Here is a 20907-nt window from a genome sequence, read left to right as displayed (position 1 = left end):
CACGCCTTCGGGCGTGCTTTTTTATAGCCGATATCAGGCAAAGTTAAACTTAAGCGATTCAATTATTATGATCGTGCGAAGATTCCTAACTAACGATTATTTCGTCAGGATTTCGTTAAGAGAAATAAGCGCTATTAATACGAATTAATTATTCGCTCAATAAACTAATTAATAAACCAATGGGTTTAATCAAAAAAATGCCGGCGTAAATGCCGGCATTCTAATTAATCGTGATTGATAACAAAGTTATGCCGCAGGATTTTCATCCTGATCGACCGCAAAGCAGGCCACCATCTGTTCGCCGTATTGCTTCAACTGGGGCTGCAACTGGGTACATGGTCCAAAAGCACGACGGCAGCGGGCATTGAATGCGCAACCCGGCGGTGGATTCATCGGGCTGGGCAGTTCGCCGGTCAGTTTGATGCGTTCACGACGCATATCCGGATTCAGACGTGGCGTCGCAGACAACAACGCCTGGGTATACGGATGACGCGGGTTGTTGAAAATGGCATCTTTGCTGCCCTTTTCCACACAGCGACCGAGGTACATCACCATCACTTCGTCGGCAATATGCTCAACTACCGACAAATCGTGCGAGATGAACACATAGGACAGCCCCAAATCCTGCTGCAGATCCATCATCAGATTCAGTACCTGCGCCCGCACCGAGACATCAAGGGCGGAGACAGGTTCGTCGGCAATCACCACGTCCGGGTTAAGCATCAGCCCGCGTGCGATAGCAATACGCTGGCGTTGACCGCCGGAAAACATGTGCGGGTAGCGATCGTAATGTTCGGTTTTCAGGCCGACCTTGGCCATCATCTCCAGCGCTTTCTCACGACGTTGCGCGCTGTTTAGCCCGGTATTGATCTGCAGCGGCTCCTCGAGGATCTGCCCGACCTTTTTACGTGGGTTAAGCGATCCGTAAGGATTCTGGAACACAATCTGGATCTTCTGGCGCCGCAGCTTCTCCGCGGTGACGTCCGGTTTCAGCAGATCCTGCCCCTGATAGTACAGCTCACCGCCGGTCGGCACTTCAATCATCGTCAACAAACGGCCCAGCGTTGACTTGCCACAGCCGGACTCGCCCACCACCGCCAGCGTTTTGCCACGCTCAAGGGTGAAAGAGACGCCGTCCAGCGCTTTAACCAGCCTTTCCGGGGCAAAGATGCCCTTCTTGACCGGGTAGTGTTTCTTCAGGTCAATCGCCTGCAATAAGGGTTGGTTCTGGCTCATACGGTCGGCCTCCCCGCATCATCCAGCGGTGTGTGACATTTAACCTGACGGCCGGGAATGGTGCGTAATTCCGGCTCTTCAACGCGGCAGCGCTCATTGGCGTACGGGCAACGAGGGTTGAGCAAACAGCCGCTTGGGCGGTCATATTTGCCCGGTACCACGCCCGGCAGCGAAGCCAGGCGCGCCTTGTCAGCCGCGAACTCCGGCAGCGCGCGCAATAGCGCCTGAGTATAAGGATGTCGCGGTGCGCGGAAGATTTCCGATGCTTTACCGGATTCCACTACCTGACCGGCATACATCACGATGATGTGATGCGCCGCCTCGGACACCAGCGCCAAATCGTGGGTAATCAGCAGCAGCGCCATATTTTCCCGCTGCTGCAACTCCAGCAGCAGCTCGATAATTTGCGCCTGGATGGTCACGTCGAGTGCGGTGGTCGGTTCATCGGCAATCAGCAGCTTCGGCCGACAGGCAATTGCCATGGCGATCATCACGCGCTGGCTCATCCCACCGGAAAGCTGGTGCGGATACACGTCCAGCCGCGAGGCCGGATCGGGAATGCCCACCTGCGTCAGCAGGTCGATAGCCCGCTGGCGGCGGGTGCGACGGTTGCCGCCCTGATGCACCTTCAGCGCTTCCATAATCTGGAAACCGACGGTGTAGCATGGGTTCAGGCTGGTCATCGGATCCTGGAAGATCATCGCCACTTCCGAGCCCACCAGTTGGCGGCGCTCTTTTTCGGAAATTTTGCGCAGATCCTGGCCGTTAAACTCCAGCTTTTCGGCCATTACCTTACCGGGAAAATCGATCAGCCCCATAATCGCCAGCGAGCTGACGGATTTGCCGGAGCCGGATTCACCGACGATCCCCACTACCTGGCCCTGCTCCACGCTGTAACTGATACGGTCTACCGCGCGGAAAGGGGTGCCTTCGTCACCGAAGTGCACCGAAAGCTTGTCTACATTTAATAACGCCATCTCTCTCGTCCTCTTTACTGCTTGAGTTTGGGGTCGAGAGCATCACGCAAGCCGTCCCCCATCAGGTTAAATGCAAGCACCGTCAGCAGGATCGCCACGCCAGGGAAGGTTACTACCCACCAGGCGCTTTGTGCGAACTGCAGTACGTCGGAGAGCATGGTGCCCCACTCCGGCGTTGGCGGTTGTGCACCCATACCCAGGAAGCCGAGAGCGGCCATATCCAGGATAGCGTTCGAGAAACCCAGAGAAGCCTGAACGATCAGCGGCGCCAGGCAGTTTGGCAGGATATTGATAAACATTTGGCGCATCGCACCGGCCCCCGCCACGCGTGAAGCGGTGACGTAGTCGCGGTTCACTTCCACCAATACCGCAGCACGGGTCAGACGCACATAGTGCGGCAAGGCGACAAAGGTTAACGCCAGTGAAGCATTGACGATCGACGGACCGAAAATCGCCACCAATACCAACGCCAACAGCAGGCTGGGCAACGCCAGCATAATGTCGACGATACGCATGATGATGGCATCCACCACGCCGCCAAAGTAACCGGCCAGCAGGCCCAGCACCACGCCCATGATCAGCGACAGCACCACCACCAGGCAGCCAACCAACAGTGACAGTCGGGCGCCGTACATCAGGCGCGACAGCACATCGCGGCCAACGTCATCGGTACCCAGCAGATATTGCCAACTGCCGCCTTCCTGCCAGACCGGCGGTTTGAGCAGCGCATCGCGGAACTGATCCGCCGGCGCATGCGGTGCCAGCACCCCGGCACCGATGGCAATCACAAACATCAGAACGATATACACCAGGCCGACAACGGCCCCTTTATTGCGCTTGAAATAGTGCCAGAACTCCTGGAACGGGCTCATCGGCTTCGGCGCACCTTTAACGACAGACTCAGTGACTTGAGACATTAGAGCGCCCCTTATTTCTTGTGGCGAATACGCGGGTTGACCACGCCGTAGAGCACGTCTACCAGCAGGTTAACCAGAATAATCATACAGGCGACCAGCAATACGCCGCCCTGAACAACCGGATAGTCGCGACGTTGCAATGCGTCCATCAGCCAACGCCCCAGGCCCGGCCAGGAGAAGATGGTTTCGGTCAGGATCGCACCGGCCAACATGGTGCCGACCTGCAGGCCGATCACCGTCACGACCGGCAGCAAGGCGTTACGCAGCGCATGCACCACAATCACCCGCATACGGCTCACGCCCTTGGCGCGCGCGGTACGGATGTAATCTTCGCCCAGTACTTCCAGCATCGAGGAGCGCGTCATACGCACAATGACCGCCAGCGGGATGGTACCCAACACTATGGCCGGCAGGATCATATGCATCACGGCGTCAGCGAAATCGCCCGGTTCGCCCCAGATCAGGGTGTCGATCAGCATAAAACCGGTCAACGGCAGGCTATCGTCAAGGAACACCGTATCGCTGACCCGTCCCGATACCGGCGTCAGGTTCAGCTGCACCGAGACCAGCATGATCAACATCATGCCCCACCAGAAAATCGGCATCGAATAGCCGGTCAGTGAGATGCCCACCGCGGTATGATCGAATATTGAGCCTCGCCTGACCGCCGCCAGCACCCCAACCGGAATGCCCACCAGCACGGCGAAAATCATCGCGCAGAGCCCCAACTCCAGGGTGGCCTTGAAGCGCGGAACGAACTCTTCCCAAACGGAGATTCGGCTTTTAAGCGAGGTACCCAGATCGCCATGCAACACGTTGGATACGTAAGTGAAATATTGTTGATAGAGCGGTTTATCCAGCCCCATTTCCGCCATCAGGTGTGCATGGCGTTCTGCGGAGATCCCGCGTTCCCCGGCCATGATGGTCACCGGGTCGCCGGGGATCATATGGACGAATGCAAAAGTCAGCAAAGTGATGCCGATAAACGTTGGGATAACTAACCCCAAACGTCGGAGTATGAACTGCAACATATCCCGAACTCTCTGTATCAATGCCCGGCAGCTCATCGTCCGCCAGGCTTATTAAAGCTCACACACCTCTGGTGCTTCTCTGCCTACGGGCAACCCCACCCCTCCCTTAAAGAGAGGGGCGTGGTATTAACCGGTAGTAAAATTAATCCAGAGAGACATTCTCAAAGTGATGCTTACCAAGCGGATCCACGACGTAGCCCTTCACTTCCTTACGCACTGGCTCGTAAACGGTGGAGTGGGCAACAATCAGCGCCGGAGCCTGATCGTGCATCACTACCTGAGCCTGTTTGTACAGTTCGATGCGTTTGTCGTGGTTCGATTCGGCGCGCGCCGGTTGAATGAGATCTTCAAACGGCTTGTAGCACCAGCGAGAATAGTTGGAGCCATCTTTAGCCGCGGCGCAGCTAAACAGCGTGGCGAAGAAGTTATCCGGATCCCCATTGTCGCCGGTCCAGCCCATCATCACCGTCTGATGTTCGCCCGCTTTGGCGCGCTTGAGGTATTCGCCCCACTCATAGGTTACGATTTTGGCTTTCACGCCGATTTTCGCCCAGTCAGACTGGATCATTTCCGCCATGCGGCGCGCGTTCGGGTTGTACGGACGCTGTACCGGCATTGCCCACAGATCGATGGAGAAACCGTCTGCCATGCCCGCTTCTTTCAGCAGTTCTTTAGCCTTGACCGGATCGTAGGTGTAGTCTTTCACCGCGTCGTTATAGCCCCACATGGTCGGTGGGATCAGGTTCTTGGCCGCCTGGCCTGCACCCTGGTACACCGCGTCGATGATCGCCTGCTTGTTGACCGCCAGGGTCAACGCCTGGCGCACCTTCAGGTTATCCAGCGGTTTTTTCTCAACGTTGAACGACAGGTAGCCGACGTTCAGCCCCGGTTGCTCCATCAGATTGATGGTTTTGTCCTGCTTCATGCGCGCGATGTCAGCCGGGTTCGGGTACGGCATCACCTGGCATTCGTTTTTCTGCAGTTTGGCGTAACGCACGGAAGCGTCTGGCGTGATGGAGAACACTAAACGGTCAATCTTCGGCTTGGTGCCCCAGAAACCGTCAAACGCCTTGTAGAGAATCTTGGAGTCTTTCTGGTATTGCAGCAGTTGGAACGGACCGGTACCGATTGGGTTCAGGTCAATTTTCTCCGGGGTGCCGGCCTTCATCATTACGTCGGCGTATTCGGCAGACAGAATAGAAGCGAAGTCCATACCCAGGTCAGCCACAAACGGGGCTTCCGGACGGGTCAGCACAAAGCGAACGGTGTAGTCGTCCACTTTCTCGATTTTGGCGATCAGCTTCGGCATGTCCATGCCTTCAAAGTACTCATAGCTGCCGCCGGAGACTTTGTGATAGGCATTTTTCGCGTCCAGCTGGCGTTCGAAGGAGAACACCACGTCGTCGGCGTTGAAATCACGGGTCGGTTTGAAGTCTTTGCTGCTCTGCCACTTCACGCCTTTACGCAGGTGGAAGGTGTAGATTTTGCCGTCTTCGCTGACATCCCATTTTTCAGCCAGGCCCGGCTGCAGTTCGGTGGTGCCGATTTTGAATTCGACCAGACGGTTGTAAATAGGCACCGAGCTGGCGTCATAGGTAGTACCCGAGGTGAACAGCTGCGGGTTGAACCCTTCCGGGGAACCTTCAGAACAGTAAACCAGAGTCTTGGCTTGCACGCTGGCCGCAACGGTCAGCGCAATCAGCCCAATACCGAATTTCAGAATCCCTGTTTTTCCCAAGGAACTTGTCATCGTTTGTGCTCCATTATGTGATGTGATGTGTGTATTACCGCCAGAGCCTGTATTTTTTATTGCGCGGCCTGTGCAGTCGTGCCCGAAGGCTGGGAGGGATAATTGCGCGAGAGAGCCGGGTGGAACGCCTCCCGGTGGGGGCGTCTGAGCGCGTGGAATTCACTCAAACAACTCTCGCTCTTACCCCTGAGGCTACCAAATTGCCAACTGTTTGGGGTGTCGTCAATATAACCAGTGGGGATTTACGCAGACTGTGAGAAACAGCAAACAAACATAAAAAAAACCTTTTTTTAACAGTGGCAGCATGAAAACTTATGCTATGCGGTCATTTTTAGTTCGATAGGCTGTGTTGCAGAAAGTTGCTGGTGTTTAACTCCGATAAAAAACTAAAAAAGTTTGTTGCTGAATGATGAATATCTGAACGGTTATTTTTGTGATCGGCGTAAAAGACAGGACGAAATGCTGTCCTGTCACCCGAAAGGGTGAGGCGTCGGCGCATTTTTTTAGCCGGGTGACGCCACAATCTATTCACCGTAAAAAAACTTTCGTCTGTTAAAAAGCCGGGGGCAAAAGGATATCCCCCGGCAACGTGCTACAACCGATTTATTGCGTGCCGGCGCTGTTGCCCAGGCTGCTATTCATATTGTTCAGAATATCTCCGTTATCGGCGTCGATTTCCCAGGAGAACAACCCGCCCAACTGCTTATCCAGCACATACTTGCCCTTCGCCTGCACCGAGCGGGCATCGTCGAAGGTGATCAGGTCACCGGTGGAAGGTTTGAACACATAAGGCGCTTCGGCAGTGGCGTCGTAGCTGTACTGCCATTCACCGCTCATAAACTCATTGGCGATTTGGCGATAATCCACGATGCCATTTTCCCAGGTGCCTTTTACCGGGCCGGTCGCGGTGCCGGTAAACGGAATGTTGTTCTGGTAGCCGTTAACACCGGTCCAGCCGCGGCCGTACATGGCAGTCCCCACCACGATTTTGCCCGGCTTCACTCCCTGCGTCAGCAGCGCGTTAACGCCATTCACCGTGGTATAGGCCGTATCCGGTTTCCAGGACGGCGCTTTCAGTGCGGTCTGATGGCCCAGGTTTTTCAGATCGAACGCGCCGTAGAAGTCGTAACTCATCAGGAAGATGTGATCCATCGAGTTCTGCGCAGTGTTGTAGTCCACCTTGTCGATTTTGTCCTTACCGGCGCTGATCGCAGAGGTCAGTTCATACTTGCGACCGGTTTCCGCGGAAAGCTGATCCAGCATCGCCCGCAGTTCTTTCATCAGTTGCACATAGGTCGCCCCATCCTGTGCGCTGCCCAGTTTCGGGTTAGCGCCCTGCCCGCCCGGGAACTCCCAGTCGATATCCACGCCGTCAAAGAACTTCCAGGTTTGCAGGAACTCTTTCACCGAGCCGACGAAGCGATCGCGCTTGGCCTTGTCACCCATAAAGAAGAACGGGTCGGACAGGGTCCAGCCACCAATCGACGGCAGGATTTTCAGGTCCGGACGAGCCTGCTTCAGCGCCATCAACTGACCAAAGTTGCCTTTGTAGGGGTCGTCCCAGGCGGTCACGCCTTTTTGCCCTTTCTGCAACGCGGCGAACGGATCGTGGATCGACACCTTGAAGTCTTCACGACCCTGGCAAGAGCGTTGCAGCGCCTGGAAACTGCCTTCGATCTCTTTCAGACTGTCGTTGATGCCGTCACCGCCGCAGATTGGAATGAAACCGTACAGCAAATGCGTCAGGTTCTGTGCCGGCAGTTTATCGACGGTGAAATTACGGCCGTAAACGCCCCATTCAACGAAATAAGAACCGACCACTTTGCCGGAGTCTTGTTTATAAGGCTTATTCTTTTCCAGCAACGGTTCTTTTAATGGCGCCAAATGACTGCCATCGGTATCCGCCACTACAATTTCGGTGGCATCGCTGGCGGTACAACCATCAGCATTACATAACGCCACCTGCATTTGATAACGGCCGCCTTTATTAACCTTAAAGTTTGCCGTGCCCGAAGCGCCGGTTGAGGCACCGCTCCAGACTTCTTTGCCATTTAATAATACTTTTGCCGTGGTACCGGTATCGCCATTCCATAAATTCCATGAAACGGAAACGTCGGCGGCATTTTTCACCTTCACCAGGTTATTATAAGCCGTCGCCGCCTGATCAACCTCGACAATGGCGAACTTGGTATTGCCCCAGGCCAGCGTAGGCTTGCCCGGCACGGCGGCCTGCGCCGCAGAGCACAGCGTGCTGCCGATCAGCAACGCCAACAGCGGTTTATTAAATTTGCGCATAACTGATTCCTTTATTCCGAGAGGATAAACGTAAAATATTTAATGACGACCGCCGATTGTCGGACAAAAATAATTCCGCAATAACTCTGGCCGATTAAAATGAATAACTAAGTATTAATCTTTCCCACGTAACGGAAATCTATCATTCCCATTTCGTGTATTCAGACTATAGATAAATTAATCCTTAAAACAATAGCGCTATCAACCGGGTTTTATTGAGCAATAATGAATTAATTTAATAATAGATAACCAGCAGCAGTGGGAATCAGGATAGTGAATTAAATACAGGGAAAGGATAAATATTCGTCATGGTTTTGATGTCGTAATTGACATCAAATTAATTTTGATGGTAGCGTAAACATCAACAAGGAATGTTCAATGCCGGCAACACTGGTCATGAAGAGGCGCATTTGGCTGGACACAAACAGTTTGCTTAGTTTGGTTGTCTGGGACGTCACCCCCTCGATAAGAGGCAGCAACCATAAATACAAGTATCGTTTGGCCTATGTAGTAAAGGATGAATGCCTATTGCGCTATGACAATGAAGCGGGTAAAGGCGACCACAAGCATCTCGGCATCGCCGAGATCCCAATAGAATTTATTGATATCAATAAGCTGGTTGATGATTTCGTTACAGAAGTGAACCAGCTGAGGAGGCCGAAATGCGCACTCTAATGGTCAGTGTCATGCCTGTCCAACAGGCGATCGACGGGCTTAAAACCGATTTTTCCAAAGCATTATCCGGCGCGGATATGGGCAGCAGGCTGATATTCCCGGATGTTAAAACGCTAACCTATGTATTGCTGAACAATAACCGGATGGCGCTACTCGAGGAAATGACAGGAGCAGAAGCAATGTCAATCCGCGAACTCTCCAGACGAGTAAATCGAGATTTCAAAGCCGTACATACGGATGTCCAGGCTCTGCTGAATGCCGGAGTTTTAGATAAGAAAGGCACGAAGATTATCTTCTCGTACGACGAGATCCATTTTGACTTCGTCACCGGCAAGGCCGCCTAAACTACAGACGAAAAAAAACCTGCTTTAAAAAGCAGGTTTTCTTGAATGTGGTCGGCGAGAGAGGATTCGAACCTCCGACCCACTGGTCCCAAACCAGTTGCGCTACCAAGCTGCGCTACTCGCCGATGCGGGGCGCATCTTACTGCTGACGATATTACGCGTCAATCACTTTCTCGTCCCGGTCAATCAAGTGGTGATAAAAGCGGCATAAAGCGCGCTACAGCAGCCCACAGCGCGCTTTTTCATCATGCCTTGGCAGTTTTCAGCGCCGGTGATTGAGCACGCAAGAACGGCAACAGGAACAACGCAGACAAACAGGCAGCGATCGAGATCACCACGAAGAACCCATTCCAGTGCCAGATTTCCATGATGCGGGCAATCGGGTAACCGGACAACGCTGCCCCCAGATAAGCAAACAGGCCGACAAAACCGGTTGCCGCCCCGGCAGCATCCTTGTGCGAACATTCCGCCGCTGCCATGCCGATCAGCATCTGCGGACCAAAGATAAAGAAGCCGATAGCAAAGAAGCAGGCCGCCTGCAGCAGGAAAGTAACACCCGGCATGATCCACAGCGCCGCAACCGACAGGAAGATGCCGATGGCGAAGATCAGGTTCATTGGCCCACGGTTACCGCGGAACAGTTTGTCAGAGCCCCAACCGGCCACCAGCGAGCCGATAAAGCCGCCCACTTCGAACAAGGATATCGCCGAGTTGGCGGTCATCAGCGAATAGCCTTTTTCCTGGGTCAGGTACAGGTTACCCCAGTCGTTGATGGCCGTACGCACGATGTACACCAGCACGTAAGACACCGCCAGCAGCCAAATGTATTTGTTGGTCAACACGTAGCGCTTGATGATTTCGCGGTTGGTCAGCCCCTGGCCTTCCGATTCCTGCACCAGTTCCATGGCATCGTTACGCCATTTACCCACGCTGGGCAGCCCCATGGTGGACGGCTTGTCACGCAGGCGCCAGCACATCAGCAGCCCCAACACCACGCCGATAATACCCGGAATAATCATGCCGTAGCGCCAGCTAAAGTGCAGCGAGATAAAGCCGACCAGCAGCGGGATTAACGCACCGCCAAAGTTATGCGATGTATTCCAGATCGCCCACCAGCTACCGCGCTCGGAGCGCGAGTACCAGCTTGTGAGGATTTTCGAACATGGCGGCCAACCCCAGCCCTGGAAGAAGGCGTTGAGGATCCACAACGTCCCCAGCATCAGCAGCGAAGAACTGAGACCGAAGAAGATATTGAGTATGCCGGTCATAATCAGGCCCAACCCCATAAAATAGCGCGGGTTGGAACGATCGCTGATCATGCCTGAAATAAACTTCGAGCAGCCGTAAGTGATGTAGAACAGCGTACCGAGAATACCGACGTCGGACATCGTCAGGCCAAGATCGCTCAGCATTGCCGGCATAATGAAGTTGAAGCTTTTGCGCGTGAAGTAAAACGCGGCATAGCCGATGTACATCGTCCACATCAGCTGGATGCGCCAGTATTTATAGCTGGCATCGATCTGTTTTTGATCGGTAACCGGCGGCACATCATCGCGGCTTTTAAGGAAAGACCACATGTGAAACCTCAGAGAATATGAAAAGTGCCGCTATCATGCTGCGCGCGCGCGAAAATGACTTACGCCGGATTCCCGACGCGCCTAGGAGTATTTCCTAGTTTGGCCCTTCCGCCGGTGAAACTGTGGGTAAGATCACATTCAAACAGGTGCCATTCTCCGACGTCAGTCGCAGGCGGCCGCCCAGCGCACTGATGCGCTCCTGCATGCCGCGCAGACCATAACCCGGCTCATGATGGGCCAGATCGATACCGACGCCGTTATCGCGAATGGTCAGTAGCACCTGCGGCAACCGCCCTTTGCGCTGACGAAGACGTGCATCCAGCTCAATCCGGCTGGCGGCGGCGTGACGACAGACATTGGTCACCCCTTCCTGACACACCCGATACAGCGTAATTTTCAACGTCTCATCCAGCAACTCATCCGGCACCTGCCACTGCATCACACTCACCAGCGACGTATCCTGCGGCAGCGATTCGCGCAGCATCGCCGCCACCGCCGCCGACAGCGGCAAATTATTCAACGCAGCCGGCCACAGTTGCGTCAACACGTCGTGGACGCCGTCATATACCCGCAGCGCCAGCGTATCTATCGCCTCGGCGCAGCCCATCACCTGCGGCTGTGGTGCCAAACGCTTGATAATACTGGCCTGGGTGCGGATCACGGTGATGGTTTGACCGACCTCGTCGTGCAGCTCCCGCGCCACCTCGCGCCGGGTCTGTTCTTCTGCCGTGACCAGCGCGCGCGCCAGTTGGCGGTTTTCCGTCAGCCGCAGCCGAAGTTGCTGGTTCAGCTCACGCTGGCGTTGAATACCCGCGCCGAGCAACAAACCGGTCAGGCTCTGGGCCAGCAGCGACAACAGTAAATCACGGTGCGATTCGGGCTGTGGCGGTTCGTTGGCTACCAGCACCACCCCATTAAGCAAGGTTGCCAACAGCGCGCCCTGCCAGCCGTAGCGATAGGACATAAAGACTATCGGGATGGCCAGACAAAACGGCGCGAAGCGGCGCAGCTCTGCGGCATTAACCTGCTGTTGCAGCCAGATACTGAGCGCAAACAGCAGCAAATAGCTGGCCAGATGGCGCAACCTTAGCGTCACCGGCTTATGGATCAGGCCCGGTTCAAGCGGTACCCAGATCTGCCGTGCCAGATAGTGCCACAGCAGCAGACAGGTTGGGGCAATGGTGAAGCCACCCGCCAGCCCCAGCAACAGGGCTCTGGCACCCTCGCCGTTCACTAACTGCCACACCAGCGCCTGCAGCAACGCGGCCACCGCCACTACCGCGCCCTGCATCAATGGCCATTGCCATTCGCTGTCGCTTTCCTGATGCCGCAGCAACCAGGGGGAGGCCACCAGACTGAGCAACACCGTCAACACCAGCACCACCACCGAAGCCCACAGTGCCGGCCCGTAACCGAACTGATCGGCCAACACCACCATCAGCAGCAGATCGGCCAACAGGATGCCCGGCCAGAAGCGGTAAGGGCTTTGCAGCAGAATGCCCATACGCAGACCAAACGGGAACAGCAACAACGCCTGCCACGGCGGGTCGATCAGCGCGGTGCCAATCCCCCACAGGCAAAATGCACTGGTGGCATAGATAAAGAACAACGCCAGTTGGGTGATCAGGCGTTGCATCACAGGTTCAGCATCCGCTTCGCCAGCTCGACGTTGTTGTTGATACCCAGCTTGGCGAACAGATTGGCGCGATGCACGTGTACCGTTTTGGGTGACAGCCCCAGCGCGACAGCAATCTCCCGCACCTCCTGTCCTTGCGCCAGCAACAGTGCGATTTCGCGTTCACGGCGCGTCAGTGGGTCCACCTTCACTCGCGCCAGTTGCTGGGCGATTTCAGGCATCAGATACACGCCACCGCTGGCGACGGTGCGTACCGCGGTGATCAAATCTTCCGGCTTGCAGCGTTTGGACAAGAACCCGCAGGCACCGCGTTCCAGCGCCAGCTCCACCAGCGCCGGGTTGTCATGCATCGACAGCATCACCACCCGAATACCGGAGGGAATGTCCGCCAGCAGATCCAGCCCGCTGCCGTCCGGCATCGAAATATCACAGATACAGATTTCCGCCTCCAGACCGGGCAGGCCGGCGCGTGCCTGAGCCGCGCTGCTGAACTCGCCGACCACCTGAATATCCGGCTCCAGCGACAGCAGTTGCACAAAGCCCGATCGCACAATGTCATGATCGTCAATAAACGCCACGCGCAAGGTCATGGAAATCTCCGGTCCGAGGGGGAAAGTGCGCAAGTATAGCGCAAGCCTGAGCCAGATTAGTTGATGAAAGGAAGGTATAAGCAGATTTTACCGGGCGCAGTGCGCCCGGTATGGGAGAGGTTACAGCTCGCTTGGCGACGCTTTTTCCTGCGGAATATCGCACCAGTTGTTTTTGGCCACGATGCCGCCGTTCGGCGAGGTATAACCGAGGCAGCCGAGAATGGTATCGAACAGCTCAACATGGCGGTGGGTCTTGCCAACCCGCTGCTGCGCCTGCAATTGCTCAAACGCTCCGCGATGCTGTGGATCTTCCAGGAACTTGTCGGATGCCCATACCATCATTGGCACGCGGAACTGCTCCACCGGCGCCATTTCACGCGGCGTGCCGTGCAGGTGTGAATTCTCGCCGATCGATTCGCCGTGATCGGAAGAATAGAACACAATCGCCTTCTTCTCACGTACCTGATCAATCACATTGGCGATAAAGCTGTCGGTATACAGCACCGAGTTATCGAAGGCGTTAACCAACTGGTCCTTGGAGCAGAAATCGTCAACGCCGATACACTCCGGCTGATAACGCGCGTAGCTACGCGGATAACGCTGGGAATAGAGATAATGTGAGCCCTTGGTGTGCAGGATCACCAGATGCTTGCCCTTGGGATAACGGGCCAGCGACTCCTTCATTTCATCCACTAGCAGCATATCGTCAACCGATTTGCCGTCGTTGCGCTTTTCGGAGGCGATCATCTCGCGGAACGAATAGTTGTTCACTTCGGTGTTGTTATAGAACCAAACCTCACTCTGCATGGCGAACAGCTCGGAGGTAAAGCCCAAATCTTTCATTACCGCGAACACGTTTTGCTCTTTCAGAGTCCGTTGCGGGTTATCTGCCGTGCCGCCTTCCCGCACGAACATACAGCGCAACGACAGTTTGGTGGCGGTATCACAAGACGTGCCGCGGAACGCCACCAGATTTTTCTCTTTGGACAGCCGTGGCGTAGTGTCGCGGTCGTAGCCAAGAATGCCCATGTGATCCCAGCGCGTGGTTTCACCAATGATAAACACCACGTAGGTATCATCAATATCGGCCGGTGCAACATAGGTAAAATTCTTGGCCGGGTCGAACAAATTGGCCTGATCCTGACTTTCGTCATAACGGGTGTAGGCAAACAGACCCAACGCCGACAGCCAGTTGGATGGCAAATAGGAATGTGCAACCACGCCACCGTAGCTTGGCAAATCCACATTGGTGATTTTTTCCTGCGCGCTTTGCTCGTTATCCAGCATACGCAGCGGCACCCAGACCAGCGCCACCACTGCCACCAGCACCACCAGCGGTTTTATCCGGTGTCCGGGCGTTTTCAGTTGCTCGATCAGGGTATAACGCAGGTTGTTTTTCCAGATGCACAGCAGCGGCAATGCGCTGAGCACTACCATCCACAGCACGAAGTGCATACCGACCACTTCTTTCGACAGGTCGATATCGGTGGTCATCACCGACACCACAATGCCGTAGCCGATCACCACGTTGAAAAACGTCATGTAATAGCTGGCGGCCACGGAAATCAGCACCAATAGCGAGGCAATAATCCGGTAGAACAGCCGGCCGCCGAGCGAGACCAGCCGCATAATAAAGAAGGTGAACAGAACGATGGCGATAACCTCGGTTACCGCAGAAATGACCTTAATCCCCTGAATGCCGTGCGAAAACGAATCAAAGCGACGATAGAAAACGGAAAGGTTCAAAAAGATGCCGATATAGATCGCTAACAATAACGATAAATTCTGCTGTGATAGCGATTTAACTTTGTTCATGTAACGCGGTGGCTCCGGGGGCTTTAACAGTTCTGAAGTCAGTCAGACATTCGATGCGGCTGCAGGTTCAGCCGATCGGCAATAAGCGCTATTTTGGGGGTAAGAATCAAGAGAATTCTCACAAAATAACCATTTTTGCCATTTTTTGTGCAAGGGATAAAGGGGCACGAGACGAGAAATGGAGGGCTGAAACCCTCCATTTGTTCCGTGATATTGGCGGAAATCTTACTTAACGTTAAGCGTTACATCAATATTGCCGCGAGTGGCGTTGGAATAAGGGCAGACCACGTGGGCTTTTTTCACCAGGTCTTCCGCCACGCTGCGCTCGATGCCCGGCAGGGTGATATCCAACTGCACTTCGATGCCGAAACCGTTGGGGATTTCGCCAATACCGACGGTGCCGTCAATTTTGGCTTCGGCCGGGATTTTCACTTTTTCTTTCGCCGCGACAAACTTCAGTGCGCCGAGGAAGCAGGCCGAATAACCGGCAGCAAACAACTGTTCCGGGTTGGTGACTTCACCGCCCGCGCCGCCCATTTCTTTCGGCACGCCCAGTTTGACATCCAACACGCCGTCAGATGAGGTCGCACGGCCATCGCGGCCACCGGTTGCGGTGGCATGAGCACGGTACACAACTTTTTCAATCGACATACATCATTCCTTCTTTCTGGTTGGAGGCAAGACGGCAATTCCTGCAGGCGGAACGTCGTCATTGGTATATCTTTCACGATTAAATCGCACACTATATATTTACTGCTTACTTCCAGTGTAGTCCACCCATGCCGATCCTGCTGCCGGCACTGGGGGTCAAAGCTGGTTGATTAGCTTGCCACGCAGCTTTTCCAACTGCTGTTTGATATTGACGATTTCATCGAGGCTGCAATCGGTAGCGCACATGACCGCTTCCGGCACCGACTGCGCTTTTTCACGCAGCGCACGACCGGCATCGGTTAACGCAATAATCACCTGCCGCTCATCGGTGGTGGCACGGTAACGCGCTAACAAACCGGCGGTCTCCAGGCGTTTGAGCAATGGCGTCAAAGTGGCGGAATCGAGAAATAGCCGTTCGCCAATGTCCGTGACCCTGATTTCGTCCCGCTCCCACAGCACCAGCATCACCAGATATTGCGGATAGGTGAGTTCAAGCTGGCTCAGCAGTTTGCGATACACCTTATTCAGCGCCAGGTTGGCGGAGTACAGGGCAAAGCAAAGTTGCTGGTCGAGCAGCAGCAGGTTTTTCGTCGCGGGTTGTTCGGTGTTTTCGATTTTCATGCTCTGAATATAAGTAGTGCGCGATGTAATCGCAAACTATTTTTTAGTCAATATGCTACCTTGTTAAAAGCAGGGGATGCCACAGCGAGGTGCTGTGTGGAGGAAAAGGACATGACAGACACTCTGGCAGAACGCGCGCGCCGCTACGCCACCAAGGCCCATGCGGCTATCGATCAGCGCCGCAAATACACTAATGACCCCTACATTGTTCACCCGCAGGCGGTAATGGAAATCGTCAGCAGCGTGCCGCACAGCGAAGAAATGCTGGCCGCCGCCTGGCTGCACGACACGGTAGAAGATACGCCCACCACTCTTGGCGATATCGAAAGCCACTTTGGGCCACAGGTCGCGAGCCTGGTGGCGATGCTGACCAACGTCAGCGGCACCGGTGACGGCAACCGCTTCGAGCGTAAAAACCGCGATCGGCGCCACAGCGCCAAGGCTTCACCGCAGGCCAAAACCATCAAGCTGGCGGACCTGATCGACAACACCCGCTCACTGCTGGACTATGACAGCCATTTCGCCAGAACCTATCTGATCGAAAAACAGCGGCTGCTGGAAGTGCTGACCGAAGGTGACCCGACGCTATGGCAGCAGGCGCATCATATTGTCGAAAAGGGGCTGGAAAGGCTGCAATTGCCACCGCATAACGTCCCGGCAAGCTGGTTTGAACATGCCCGCCGGCGCTACCGGGAAAGCGATGCGGCATAGCCGACAACCACTTCAGTGCGCAAAATAATGCATACCGCCATCCACCGGGATCACCGCCCCGGTGATATAGCGCGCCTGCGGGGAACAAAGAAACGCGGCCAGATAGGCCATATCCTCCGGCTCACCAAAATAGCCAATCGGGATATTCTGTTCGATAAACGCCTGGCGGGCGGCCTCTGTCGGGTGCAATTTTTCACGCACCTGCTCGCTATTAATCCGCCCGGGCTGCAGCGTATTAACCGTAACCCCTTGCGCCGCCACGTTGCCTGCCAGCCCCTTGGCCCATAGGTGCAACGCCCCCTTGGCGGCGGTGGCAGCGTTCAAACTGCGCGGCTCCATCGAGCCACTGATGTTGATCACCCGTCCCCAGCCCTGCGCCAGCATCCGGGGCAGCAACGCATGGGTTATCCGACGCGCCGGGGTAAAGTTCAGAGCAAAGGCTTCTTCCCAACCGGCATCGCCTTCGCTCAACGTGGTCGGGCGAGCCCCACCGACCGCATTAATCACAATATCGATGGTCCCGAACTGCTGTAGCGCCAGCGCCAGCATGCTGTCGAGCGCTTGCGCATTGGTGATATCTGCCGCGATGACATAGGGCCGTATGCCACCGGCTTGCTCAACCTCATCCGCCAGGGTCTGCAAGCGGTCTTCCCGGCGCGCCGTCGCCACCACAGTCACCCCCTGCGCCGCCAATACCCGAACCATGCCTGCGCCAATCCCTTCGCTGGCACCGGTCACCAACGCGATACGCCCCTGCAGATGCAAATTCATAAGGTATCCTAATTGAATAATTCAATCTGGTTACAAAGATAACGCCATTGAATCACGTCCCAGTCTGTGTGAATATTCCGTAAACTCGCGGCAATACTGTGCAGGAATTCACTGATGTTCGATTGGCAGGATTTAAAACACTTCGTGGTGCTGGCACGCACCGGTTCATTGTCGGCAGCGGCACGGGAGCTGGGCTGCGATCACGCCACGGTAGGGCGTCGGGTGGCGGCGCTGGAGAAAGCTCTCGGCCTGCCGCTGATCCTCCGTCTGCCGCGCAGCACGCCGCTGACGCAGGACGGAAAGGTGATTGCCGGGCTGGCGACTGACATCGAAAACCAAAGCCACGCCATAGTCCGCCATGCGCGCAGCATTGGTGAAACACCGCAAACCCAGGTGCGTATCAGCGCCCCGCCGTCGATTGCCGCGCGGGTTATTGCCCCGCAGATTGCGCAATTTCACCAGATTTTTCCGCATATTACGCTGATACTCTCCGGCGAATCGGCGATCGCCGAACTGGATCGCGGTGACGCCGAAGTGGCGGTACGCATGGTGCGGCCACAACAACCGGACCTGCTGATACAGCGCATCGGCATGATGCGCTATGCGCTGTATGCCACGCCACAGCACGCCGCCCTGCCGGAGGCGGCGCGGGCCTTCATCGGCTACGATCACCACTACCAAAACCAACCGCATCAACAGTGGCTACAGCAGCTGTTGCAGGGCCGTCCGGTGGTATTTCAGGCCAGCGATCTGTTCTCGTTGCAAGAAGCCGCACGATCGGGACTAGGAGCGGTAGTATTGCCGACGTTTGTTGCCGATGGCGACCCAGACATGGTTACACTGCCCACTGCAATCGCTGCCCCGACCCGCGAGCTGTGGCTGGTCACTTACCCGGACCTGGCCCGCTCGACGGCCGTGCGCGCGGTAATGAATTTCCTGGCCGAAATCATCGGGGAAAAATGCCCACTGACACGCTAAAACATAAGGCATGCTAATTTGATACTGGACAAATCTTACGCGGCGGATTATTACTGGTCACCACAGAATGGACTTTAGGGACTGGTTGAGAGCATGACTTTGCGTACTGAATTTGGACGAATTCTGATTACCGGCGCAGGCGGCCGGGTGGCGACGGCATTCCGTCAATCGGTGGGAAATCGCTATCAACTGCGGCTGGCGGAAAAAGACCTCGGGCTGCTGACCAACCTACAGCCGAATGATGAGATCATCAGCTTCGACATTGCCGACATCGCCGCCTGCCGCGCGGCCTGCGCCGGCATCGATACCGTGCTGCATCTGGCGGCCGATCCTTCTCCTGACGCCGACTTCTGCAATTCATTGATGGATAACAACATCCTCGGCACCTTCAATATTTTCCGCGCAGCGAAGGACGCCGGTTGCAAACGCGTGGTCTTCGCCAGCAGCGCGCAGGCGGTGGAAGGTTATGCATTGGATTACCAAATTCGGCCGCAGGACGCACCCAAACCGAAAAATCTGTACGGCGTCAGCAAGGCATTCGGCGAAGGCATCGCCGCCTACTTTGCCCATCAGGAAGGACTTTCCGCATTGTCGGTGCGCATCGCCAACTTCACCACGCTGGAACCAGGTGAGCAGCTCAGCGCTCGTGATATGAGCGCTTTTCTCAGCCACCGCGACGCCGCCGATCTGCTGGAACGTTGTCTGCGTATTGAAGGCGTACACCATGCGGTGGTGCACGGCGTTTCCAACAACCGCTATAAGCGGCTGTCGCTGGAGGAAACCAGCCAACTGCTGGGTTACTACCCACAGGACGATGCGTTTAGCATCCTCGGTTTCGGCTAAAGTTTGCTATCAATACGCTGCAGCAGGTAAGGGAAAAACGGGTTGGAGGCAATGCGCATTAGCGAATCGAGGTCCACCACCAGCACCGAGCGTTCACCACGCGCAGCAAGCGTGCCGAGGCTAATACCAAACTCGCCACGCTGCACCGGGAAACGACCATAAAGCGAATCGCTTACCGGGAATGGCAACGCCACATGCGACAACGAATAAATATCCGCTGGGTAAGTCATGCCCAGCGGCTGCTCACTTACCGTCGTTGCCCCGGCTGGCGTTACGCTGGCGATCGCCTCACTGCTATCCGGTGAGGCGTTGGCAATCACCGTAGTCTGGTAGCGGCGTGGGGGCGCAGGCAGCAATTGGCTGACCGCCGCCGCCGCGTTTGGCCGCAGCAGCGGGCCGAAGTTGACCGTACGATTGACGTCAAACAGCACCAGTTCGCTGCCGTTAGCCGGCAATTCGTTGTATAACGCGCGGATCACCGCCCGGGTGCTGACGGTAGAATCCATCACCGACTGGAAGGTCAGCACCGGCGCTAATTTATCCAGTTTACCGTCACGCGCCGCCCGGGCGATTTGCTGTTGCAGACCATTACTGAGCAGATAAGACTGACGCGCTCCGTTCACCGGGAACGAGTTGTATTTGAAAGGGTTAAATTCCGGCAAGACGCCGAGCCACGCGGCCTTGGCAAACGCCGGGAACACCGCAGGCCAACCGGCAATACCGGCGAAACGGGCAAAACTGGTGACGCCAATCATCGGTGAGATCAGGATCAACCGCTGCGGTGCCGCCAATTGCGGATCGTCCAATGCATCCAGCGCGTACTTCATCGCCAGCGCACCGCCGTTGGAAAAGCCCACGATATGCAGCGGCTTGTCGCCCCCGGCCTTACTGCGCGCCTCACGTACCGCTAGCCGCGTTGCCGCCAACCAGTCTTGCCATTCAATATCGGTCAGGGCGCCCGGCACCGTGCCGTGTGCCGGCAGGCGAATGCCGACCGCCACATAACCATGCTGACGGTAGTTCTCGGCAATGTGCCGCAGGCTGTAAGGGGAATCGGTCAGGCCATGTAACAGCACCACCGCCCCACGCGGTTCGCCCTGTGGCAGCAGCTCATAGGAACGGTTCCAGTCACGGGCAAAGTGCTCCGGATACACCGGACTGCCGTCAAAATAGCGATTAAGCGGAATACGTTCGCTGGCGGAGAGTTTGTCCGTGACGTTGACCTTCACCTCATCAAACACCCGGCTCTCTGCGGCCAGATAACCCTGCCAGTCGGAGTTGTCCATTTCGGCGGCCGACAGCTCGTGTGGCACAAAGGTATGCCACGGCTCCAGCGCCGGACCGCTCTGAGTATCGTAAACGCGCACCGCAAACAGCGTGAGCAATACGGTGACAGCCACAATCGTCAGCCGTTTGGTCCATTTAATTATCGCCCTGGAAGGCATGCCCACTCCTGAATTCACGGTTATCCCAGCAGCGATTATAGAAG

19 protein-coding genes and 1 tRNA gene are annotated in these 20907 nt (G+C 55.7%); 5 read left to right on the top strand and 15 right to left on the bottom strand.

Going from position 1 to position 20907, the window contains the following annotated elements:
- Positions 1 to 246: 246 nt before the first annotated feature.
- The 6 genes from dppF to M2406_RS22420 form a co-directional block, all read right to left on the bottom strand.
- On the bottom strand, positions 247 to 1236 hold the full coding sequence (gene dppF, locus M2406_RS22445; protein ID WP_012004614.1) for a dipeptide ABC transporter ATP-binding subunit DppF: 990 nt from the start codon (positions 1234 to 1236) through the stop codon (positions 247 to 249).
- Positions 1233 to 2213 carry a dipeptide ABC transporter ATP-binding protein gene (dppD, locus tag M2406_RS22440; RefSeq protein ID WP_037422859.1) on the bottom strand — a complete coding sequence of 327 codons (981 nt, stop codon included), beginning with the start codon at positions 2211 to 2213 and terminating at the stop codon, positions 1233 to 1235. The genes dppF and dppD overlap by 4 nt, the downstream gene beginning before the upstream one ends.
- Positions 2214 to 2227: 14 nt before the next feature.
- A complete protein-coding gene (dppC, locus tag M2406_RS22435) occupies positions 2228 to 3130 on the bottom strand; it encodes a dipeptide ABC transporter permease DppC (RefSeq protein ID WP_012004612.1) in 903 nt (300 codons plus the stop codon).
- Between the two features lie 11 nt (positions 3131 to 3141).
- Complete coding sequence (gene dppB, locus M2406_RS22430) at positions 3142 to 4161, bottom strand: dipeptide ABC transporter permease DppB (RefSeq protein WP_017891237.1); 1020 nt, start codon at positions 4159 to 4161, stop codon at positions 3142 to 3144.
- 142 nt (positions 4162 to 4303) lie between these two features.
- Positions 4304 to 5911, bottom strand: a complete 1608-nt coding sequence (gene dppA, locus M2406_RS22425) for a dipeptide ABC transporter periplasmic-binding protein DppA (RefSeq protein ID WP_012004610.1) — start codon at positions 5909 to 5911, stop codon at positions 4304 to 4306.
- A gap of 603 nt (positions 5912 to 6514) precedes the next feature.
- Positions 6515 to 8206 carry a glycosyl hydrolase family 18 protein gene (locus M2406_RS22420; protein ID WP_012004609.1) on the bottom strand — a complete coding sequence of 564 codons (1692 nt, stop codon included), beginning with the start codon at positions 8204 to 8206 and terminating at the stop codon, positions 6515 to 6517.
- A gap of 378 nt (positions 8207 to 8584) precedes the next feature.
- Here M2406_RS22420 and M2406_RS22415 point away from each other — a divergent pair, with 378 nt between their 5' ends.
- Together M2406_RS22415 and M2406_RS22410 are read left to right on the top strand one after the other, a co-directional pair.
- Entirely contained in the window at positions 8585 to 8881 is a 297-nt protein-coding gene (locus M2406_RS22415) for a DUF6516 family protein (protein ID WP_012004608.1), read from the top strand.
- Positions 8869 to 9225: a transcriptional regulator gene (locus M2406_RS22410; RefSeq protein WP_041418428.1), complete on the top strand. Its 357-nt coding sequence runs from the start codon at positions 8869 to 8871 to the stop codon at positions 9223 to 9225. The genes M2406_RS22415 and M2406_RS22410 overlap by 13 nt, the downstream gene beginning before the upstream one ends.
- 48 nt (positions 9226 to 9273) lie before the next feature.
- On the opposite strand, the gene M2406_RS22405 is transcribed toward M2406_RS22410, so the two are convergent.
- The 7 genes from M2406_RS22405 to M2406_RS22375 all read right to left on the bottom strand — a co-directional run bounded on the left by M2406_RS22405 (position 9274) and on the right by M2406_RS22375 (position 16115).
- Positions 9274 to 9350, bottom strand: a tRNA-Pro gene (locus M2406_RS22405).
- A 120-nt stretch (positions 9351 to 9470) separates the two neighbouring features.
- Entirely contained in the window at positions 9471 to 10802 is a 1332-nt protein-coding gene (locus M2406_RS22400) for an MFS transporter (RefSeq protein WP_012004606.1), read from the bottom strand.
- Positions 10803 to 10896: 94 nt separating this feature from the next.
- Entirely contained in the window at positions 10897 to 12438 is a 1542-nt protein-coding gene (gene uhpB / locus M2406_RS22395) for a signal transduction histidine-protein kinase/phosphatase UhpB (RefSeq protein ID WP_115183461.1), read from the bottom strand.
- Positions 12438 to 13028, bottom strand: coding sequence for a transcriptional regulator UhpA (gene uhpA, locus M2406_RS22390; RefSeq protein WP_012004604.1), 591 nt, complete (start codon positions 13026 to 13028; stop codon positions 12438 to 12440). The genes uhpB and uhpA overlap by 1 nt, the downstream gene beginning before the upstream one ends.
- Before the next feature lie 120 nt (positions 13029 to 13148).
- The gene (eptB, locus tag M2406_RS22385; protein ID WP_012004603.1) at positions 13149 to 14843 is read right to left on the bottom strand and encodes a kdo(2)-lipid A phosphoethanolamine 7''-transferase; all 1695 of its coding nucleotides are present in this window, start codon (positions 14841 to 14843) and stop codon (positions 13149 to 13151) included.
- 225 nt (positions 14844 to 15068) lie between these two features.
- A complete protein-coding gene (locus tag M2406_RS22380; protein WP_004950797.1) occupies positions 15069 to 15494 on the bottom strand; it encodes an organic hydroperoxide resistance protein in 426 nt (141 codons plus the stop codon).
- A gap of 156 nt (positions 15495 to 15650) precedes the next feature.
- The gene (locus tag M2406_RS22375; RefSeq protein ID WP_017891230.1) at positions 15651 to 16115 is read right to left on the bottom strand and encodes a MarR family winged helix-turn-helix transcriptional regulator; all 465 of its coding nucleotides are present in this window, start codon (positions 16113 to 16115) and stop codon (positions 15651 to 15653) included.
- Between the two features lie 111 nt (positions 16116 to 16226).
- Here M2406_RS22375 and M2406_RS22370 point away from each other — a divergent pair, with 111 nt between their 5' ends.
- Entirely contained in the window at positions 16227 to 16826 is a 600-nt protein-coding gene (locus M2406_RS22370) for an HD domain-containing protein (RefSeq protein ID WP_012004601.1), read from the top strand.
- Positions 16827 to 16838: 12 nt separating this feature from the next.
- Here the strand turns inward: M2406_RS22370 and M2406_RS22365 are convergent, their stop codons facing one another.
- On the bottom strand, positions 16839 to 17597 hold the full coding sequence (locus tag M2406_RS22365; RefSeq protein WP_259191412.1) for an SDR family NAD(P)-dependent oxidoreductase: 759 nt from the start codon (positions 17595 to 17597) through the stop codon (positions 16839 to 16841).
- A gap of 114 nt (positions 17598 to 17711) precedes the next feature.
- Here M2406_RS22365 and M2406_RS22360 point away from each other — a divergent pair, with 114 nt between their 5' ends.
- Entirely contained in the window at positions 17712 to 18575 is an 864-nt protein-coding gene (locus tag M2406_RS22360; protein WP_259191410.1) for a LysR family transcriptional regulator, read from the top strand.
- Positions 18576 to 18668: 93 nt separating this feature from the next.
- On the top strand, positions 18669 to 19418 hold the full coding sequence (locus tag M2406_RS22355; RefSeq protein ID WP_012004598.1) for an NAD(P)-dependent oxidoreductase: 750 nt from the start codon (positions 18669 to 18671) through the stop codon (positions 19416 to 19418).
- Here M2406_RS22355 and M2406_RS22350 read toward each other — a convergent pair.
- Complete coding sequence (locus M2406_RS22350) at positions 19415 to 20863, bottom strand: carboxylesterase (protein ID WP_259191409.1); 1449 nt, start codon at positions 20861 to 20863, stop codon at positions 19415 to 19417. The two genes, M2406_RS22355 and M2406_RS22350, sit on opposite strands and share 4 nt — an antisense overlap.
- Between the last annotated feature and the right edge of the window lie 44 nt (positions 20864 to 20907).

The sequence above is a fragment of the Serratia sp. BIGb0163 genome (genome assembly GCF_024809935.1).
GTDB classification, from domain to species: domain Bacteria; phylum Pseudomonadota; class Gammaproteobacteria; order Enterobacterales; family Enterobacteriaceae; genus Serratia; species Serratia quinivorans.
The sequence above is the reverse complement of the archived record's forward strand: the minus strand, read 5'-3'. Positions and strand labels throughout refer to the sequence as shown.

What these genes read in the sequence shown, in the direction of transcription:
- dppF (WP_012004614.1), bottom strand. Translation starts at nt 1,236, where the DNA reads ATGAGCCAGAACCAACCCTTATTGCAGGCGATTGACCTGAAGAAACAC.
- dppD (WP_037422859.1), bottom strand. Translation starts at nt 2,213, where the DNA reads ATGGCGTTATTAAATGTAGACAAGCTTTCGGTGCACTTCGGTGACGAA.
- dppC (WP_012004612.1), bottom strand. Translation starts at nt 3,130, where the DNA reads ATGTCTCAAGTCACTGAGTCTGTCGTTAAAGGTGCGCCGAAGCCGATG.
- dppB (WP_017891237.1), bottom strand. Translation starts at nt 4,161, where the DNA reads ATGTTGCAGTTCATACTCCGACGTTTGGGGTTAGTTATCCCAACGTTT.
- dppA (WP_012004610.1), bottom strand. Translation starts at nt 5,911, where the DNA reads ATGACAAGTTCCTTGGGAAAAACAGGGATTCTGAAATTCGGTATTGGG.
- M2406_RS22420 (WP_012004609.1), bottom strand. Translation starts at nt 8,206, where the DNA reads ATGCGCAAATTTAATAAACCGCTGTTGGCGTTGCTGATCGGCAGCACG.
- M2406_RS22415 (WP_012004608.1), top strand. Translation starts at nt 8,585, where the DNA reads ATGCCGGCAACACTGGTCATGAAGAGGCGCATTTGGCTGGACACAAAC.
- M2406_RS22410 (WP_041418428.1), top strand. Translation starts at nt 8,869, where the DNA reads ATGCGCACTCTAATGGTCAGTGTCATGCCTGTCCAACAGGCGATCGAC.
- M2406_RS22400 (WP_012004606.1), bottom strand. Translation starts at nt 10,802, where the DNA reads ATGTGGTCTTTCCTTAAAAGCCGCGATGATGTGCCGCCGGTTACCGAT.
- uhpB (WP_115183461.1), bottom strand. Translation starts at nt 12,438, where the DNA reads ATGCAACGCCTGATCACCCAACTGGCGTTGTTCTTTATCTATGCCACC.
- uhpA (WP_012004604.1), bottom strand. Translation starts at nt 13,028, where the DNA reads ATGACCTTGCGCGTGGCGTTTATTGACGATCATGACATTGTGCGATCG.
- eptB (WP_012004603.1), bottom strand. Translation starts at nt 14,843, where the DNA reads ATGAACAAAGTTAAATCGCTATCACAGCAGAATTTATCGTTATTGTTA.
- M2406_RS22380 (WP_004950797.1), bottom strand. Translation starts at nt 15,494, where the DNA reads ATGTCGATTGAAAAAGTTGTGTACCGTGCTCATGCCACCGCAACCGGT.
- M2406_RS22375 (WP_017891230.1), bottom strand. Translation starts at nt 16,115, where the DNA reads ATGAAAATCGAAAACACCGAACAACCCGCGACGAAAAACCTGCTGCTG.
- M2406_RS22370 (WP_012004601.1), top strand. Translation starts at nt 16,227, where the DNA reads ATGACAGACACTCTGGCAGAACGCGCGCGCCGCTACGCCACCAAGGCC.
- M2406_RS22365 (WP_259191412.1), bottom strand. Translation starts at nt 17,597, where the DNA reads ATGAATTTGCATCTGCAGGGGCGTATCGCGTTGGTGACCGGTGCCAGC.
- M2406_RS22360 (WP_259191410.1), top strand. Translation starts at nt 17,712, where the DNA reads ATGTTCGATTGGCAGGATTTAAAACACTTCGTGGTGCTGGCACGCACC.
- M2406_RS22355 (WP_012004598.1), top strand. Translation starts at nt 18,669, where the DNA reads ATGACTTTGCGTACTGAATTTGGACGAATTCTGATTACCGGCGCAGGC.
- M2406_RS22350 (WP_259191409.1), bottom strand. Translation starts at nt 20,863, where the DNA reads ATGCCTTCCAGGGCGATAATTAAATGGACCAAACGGCTGACGATTGTG.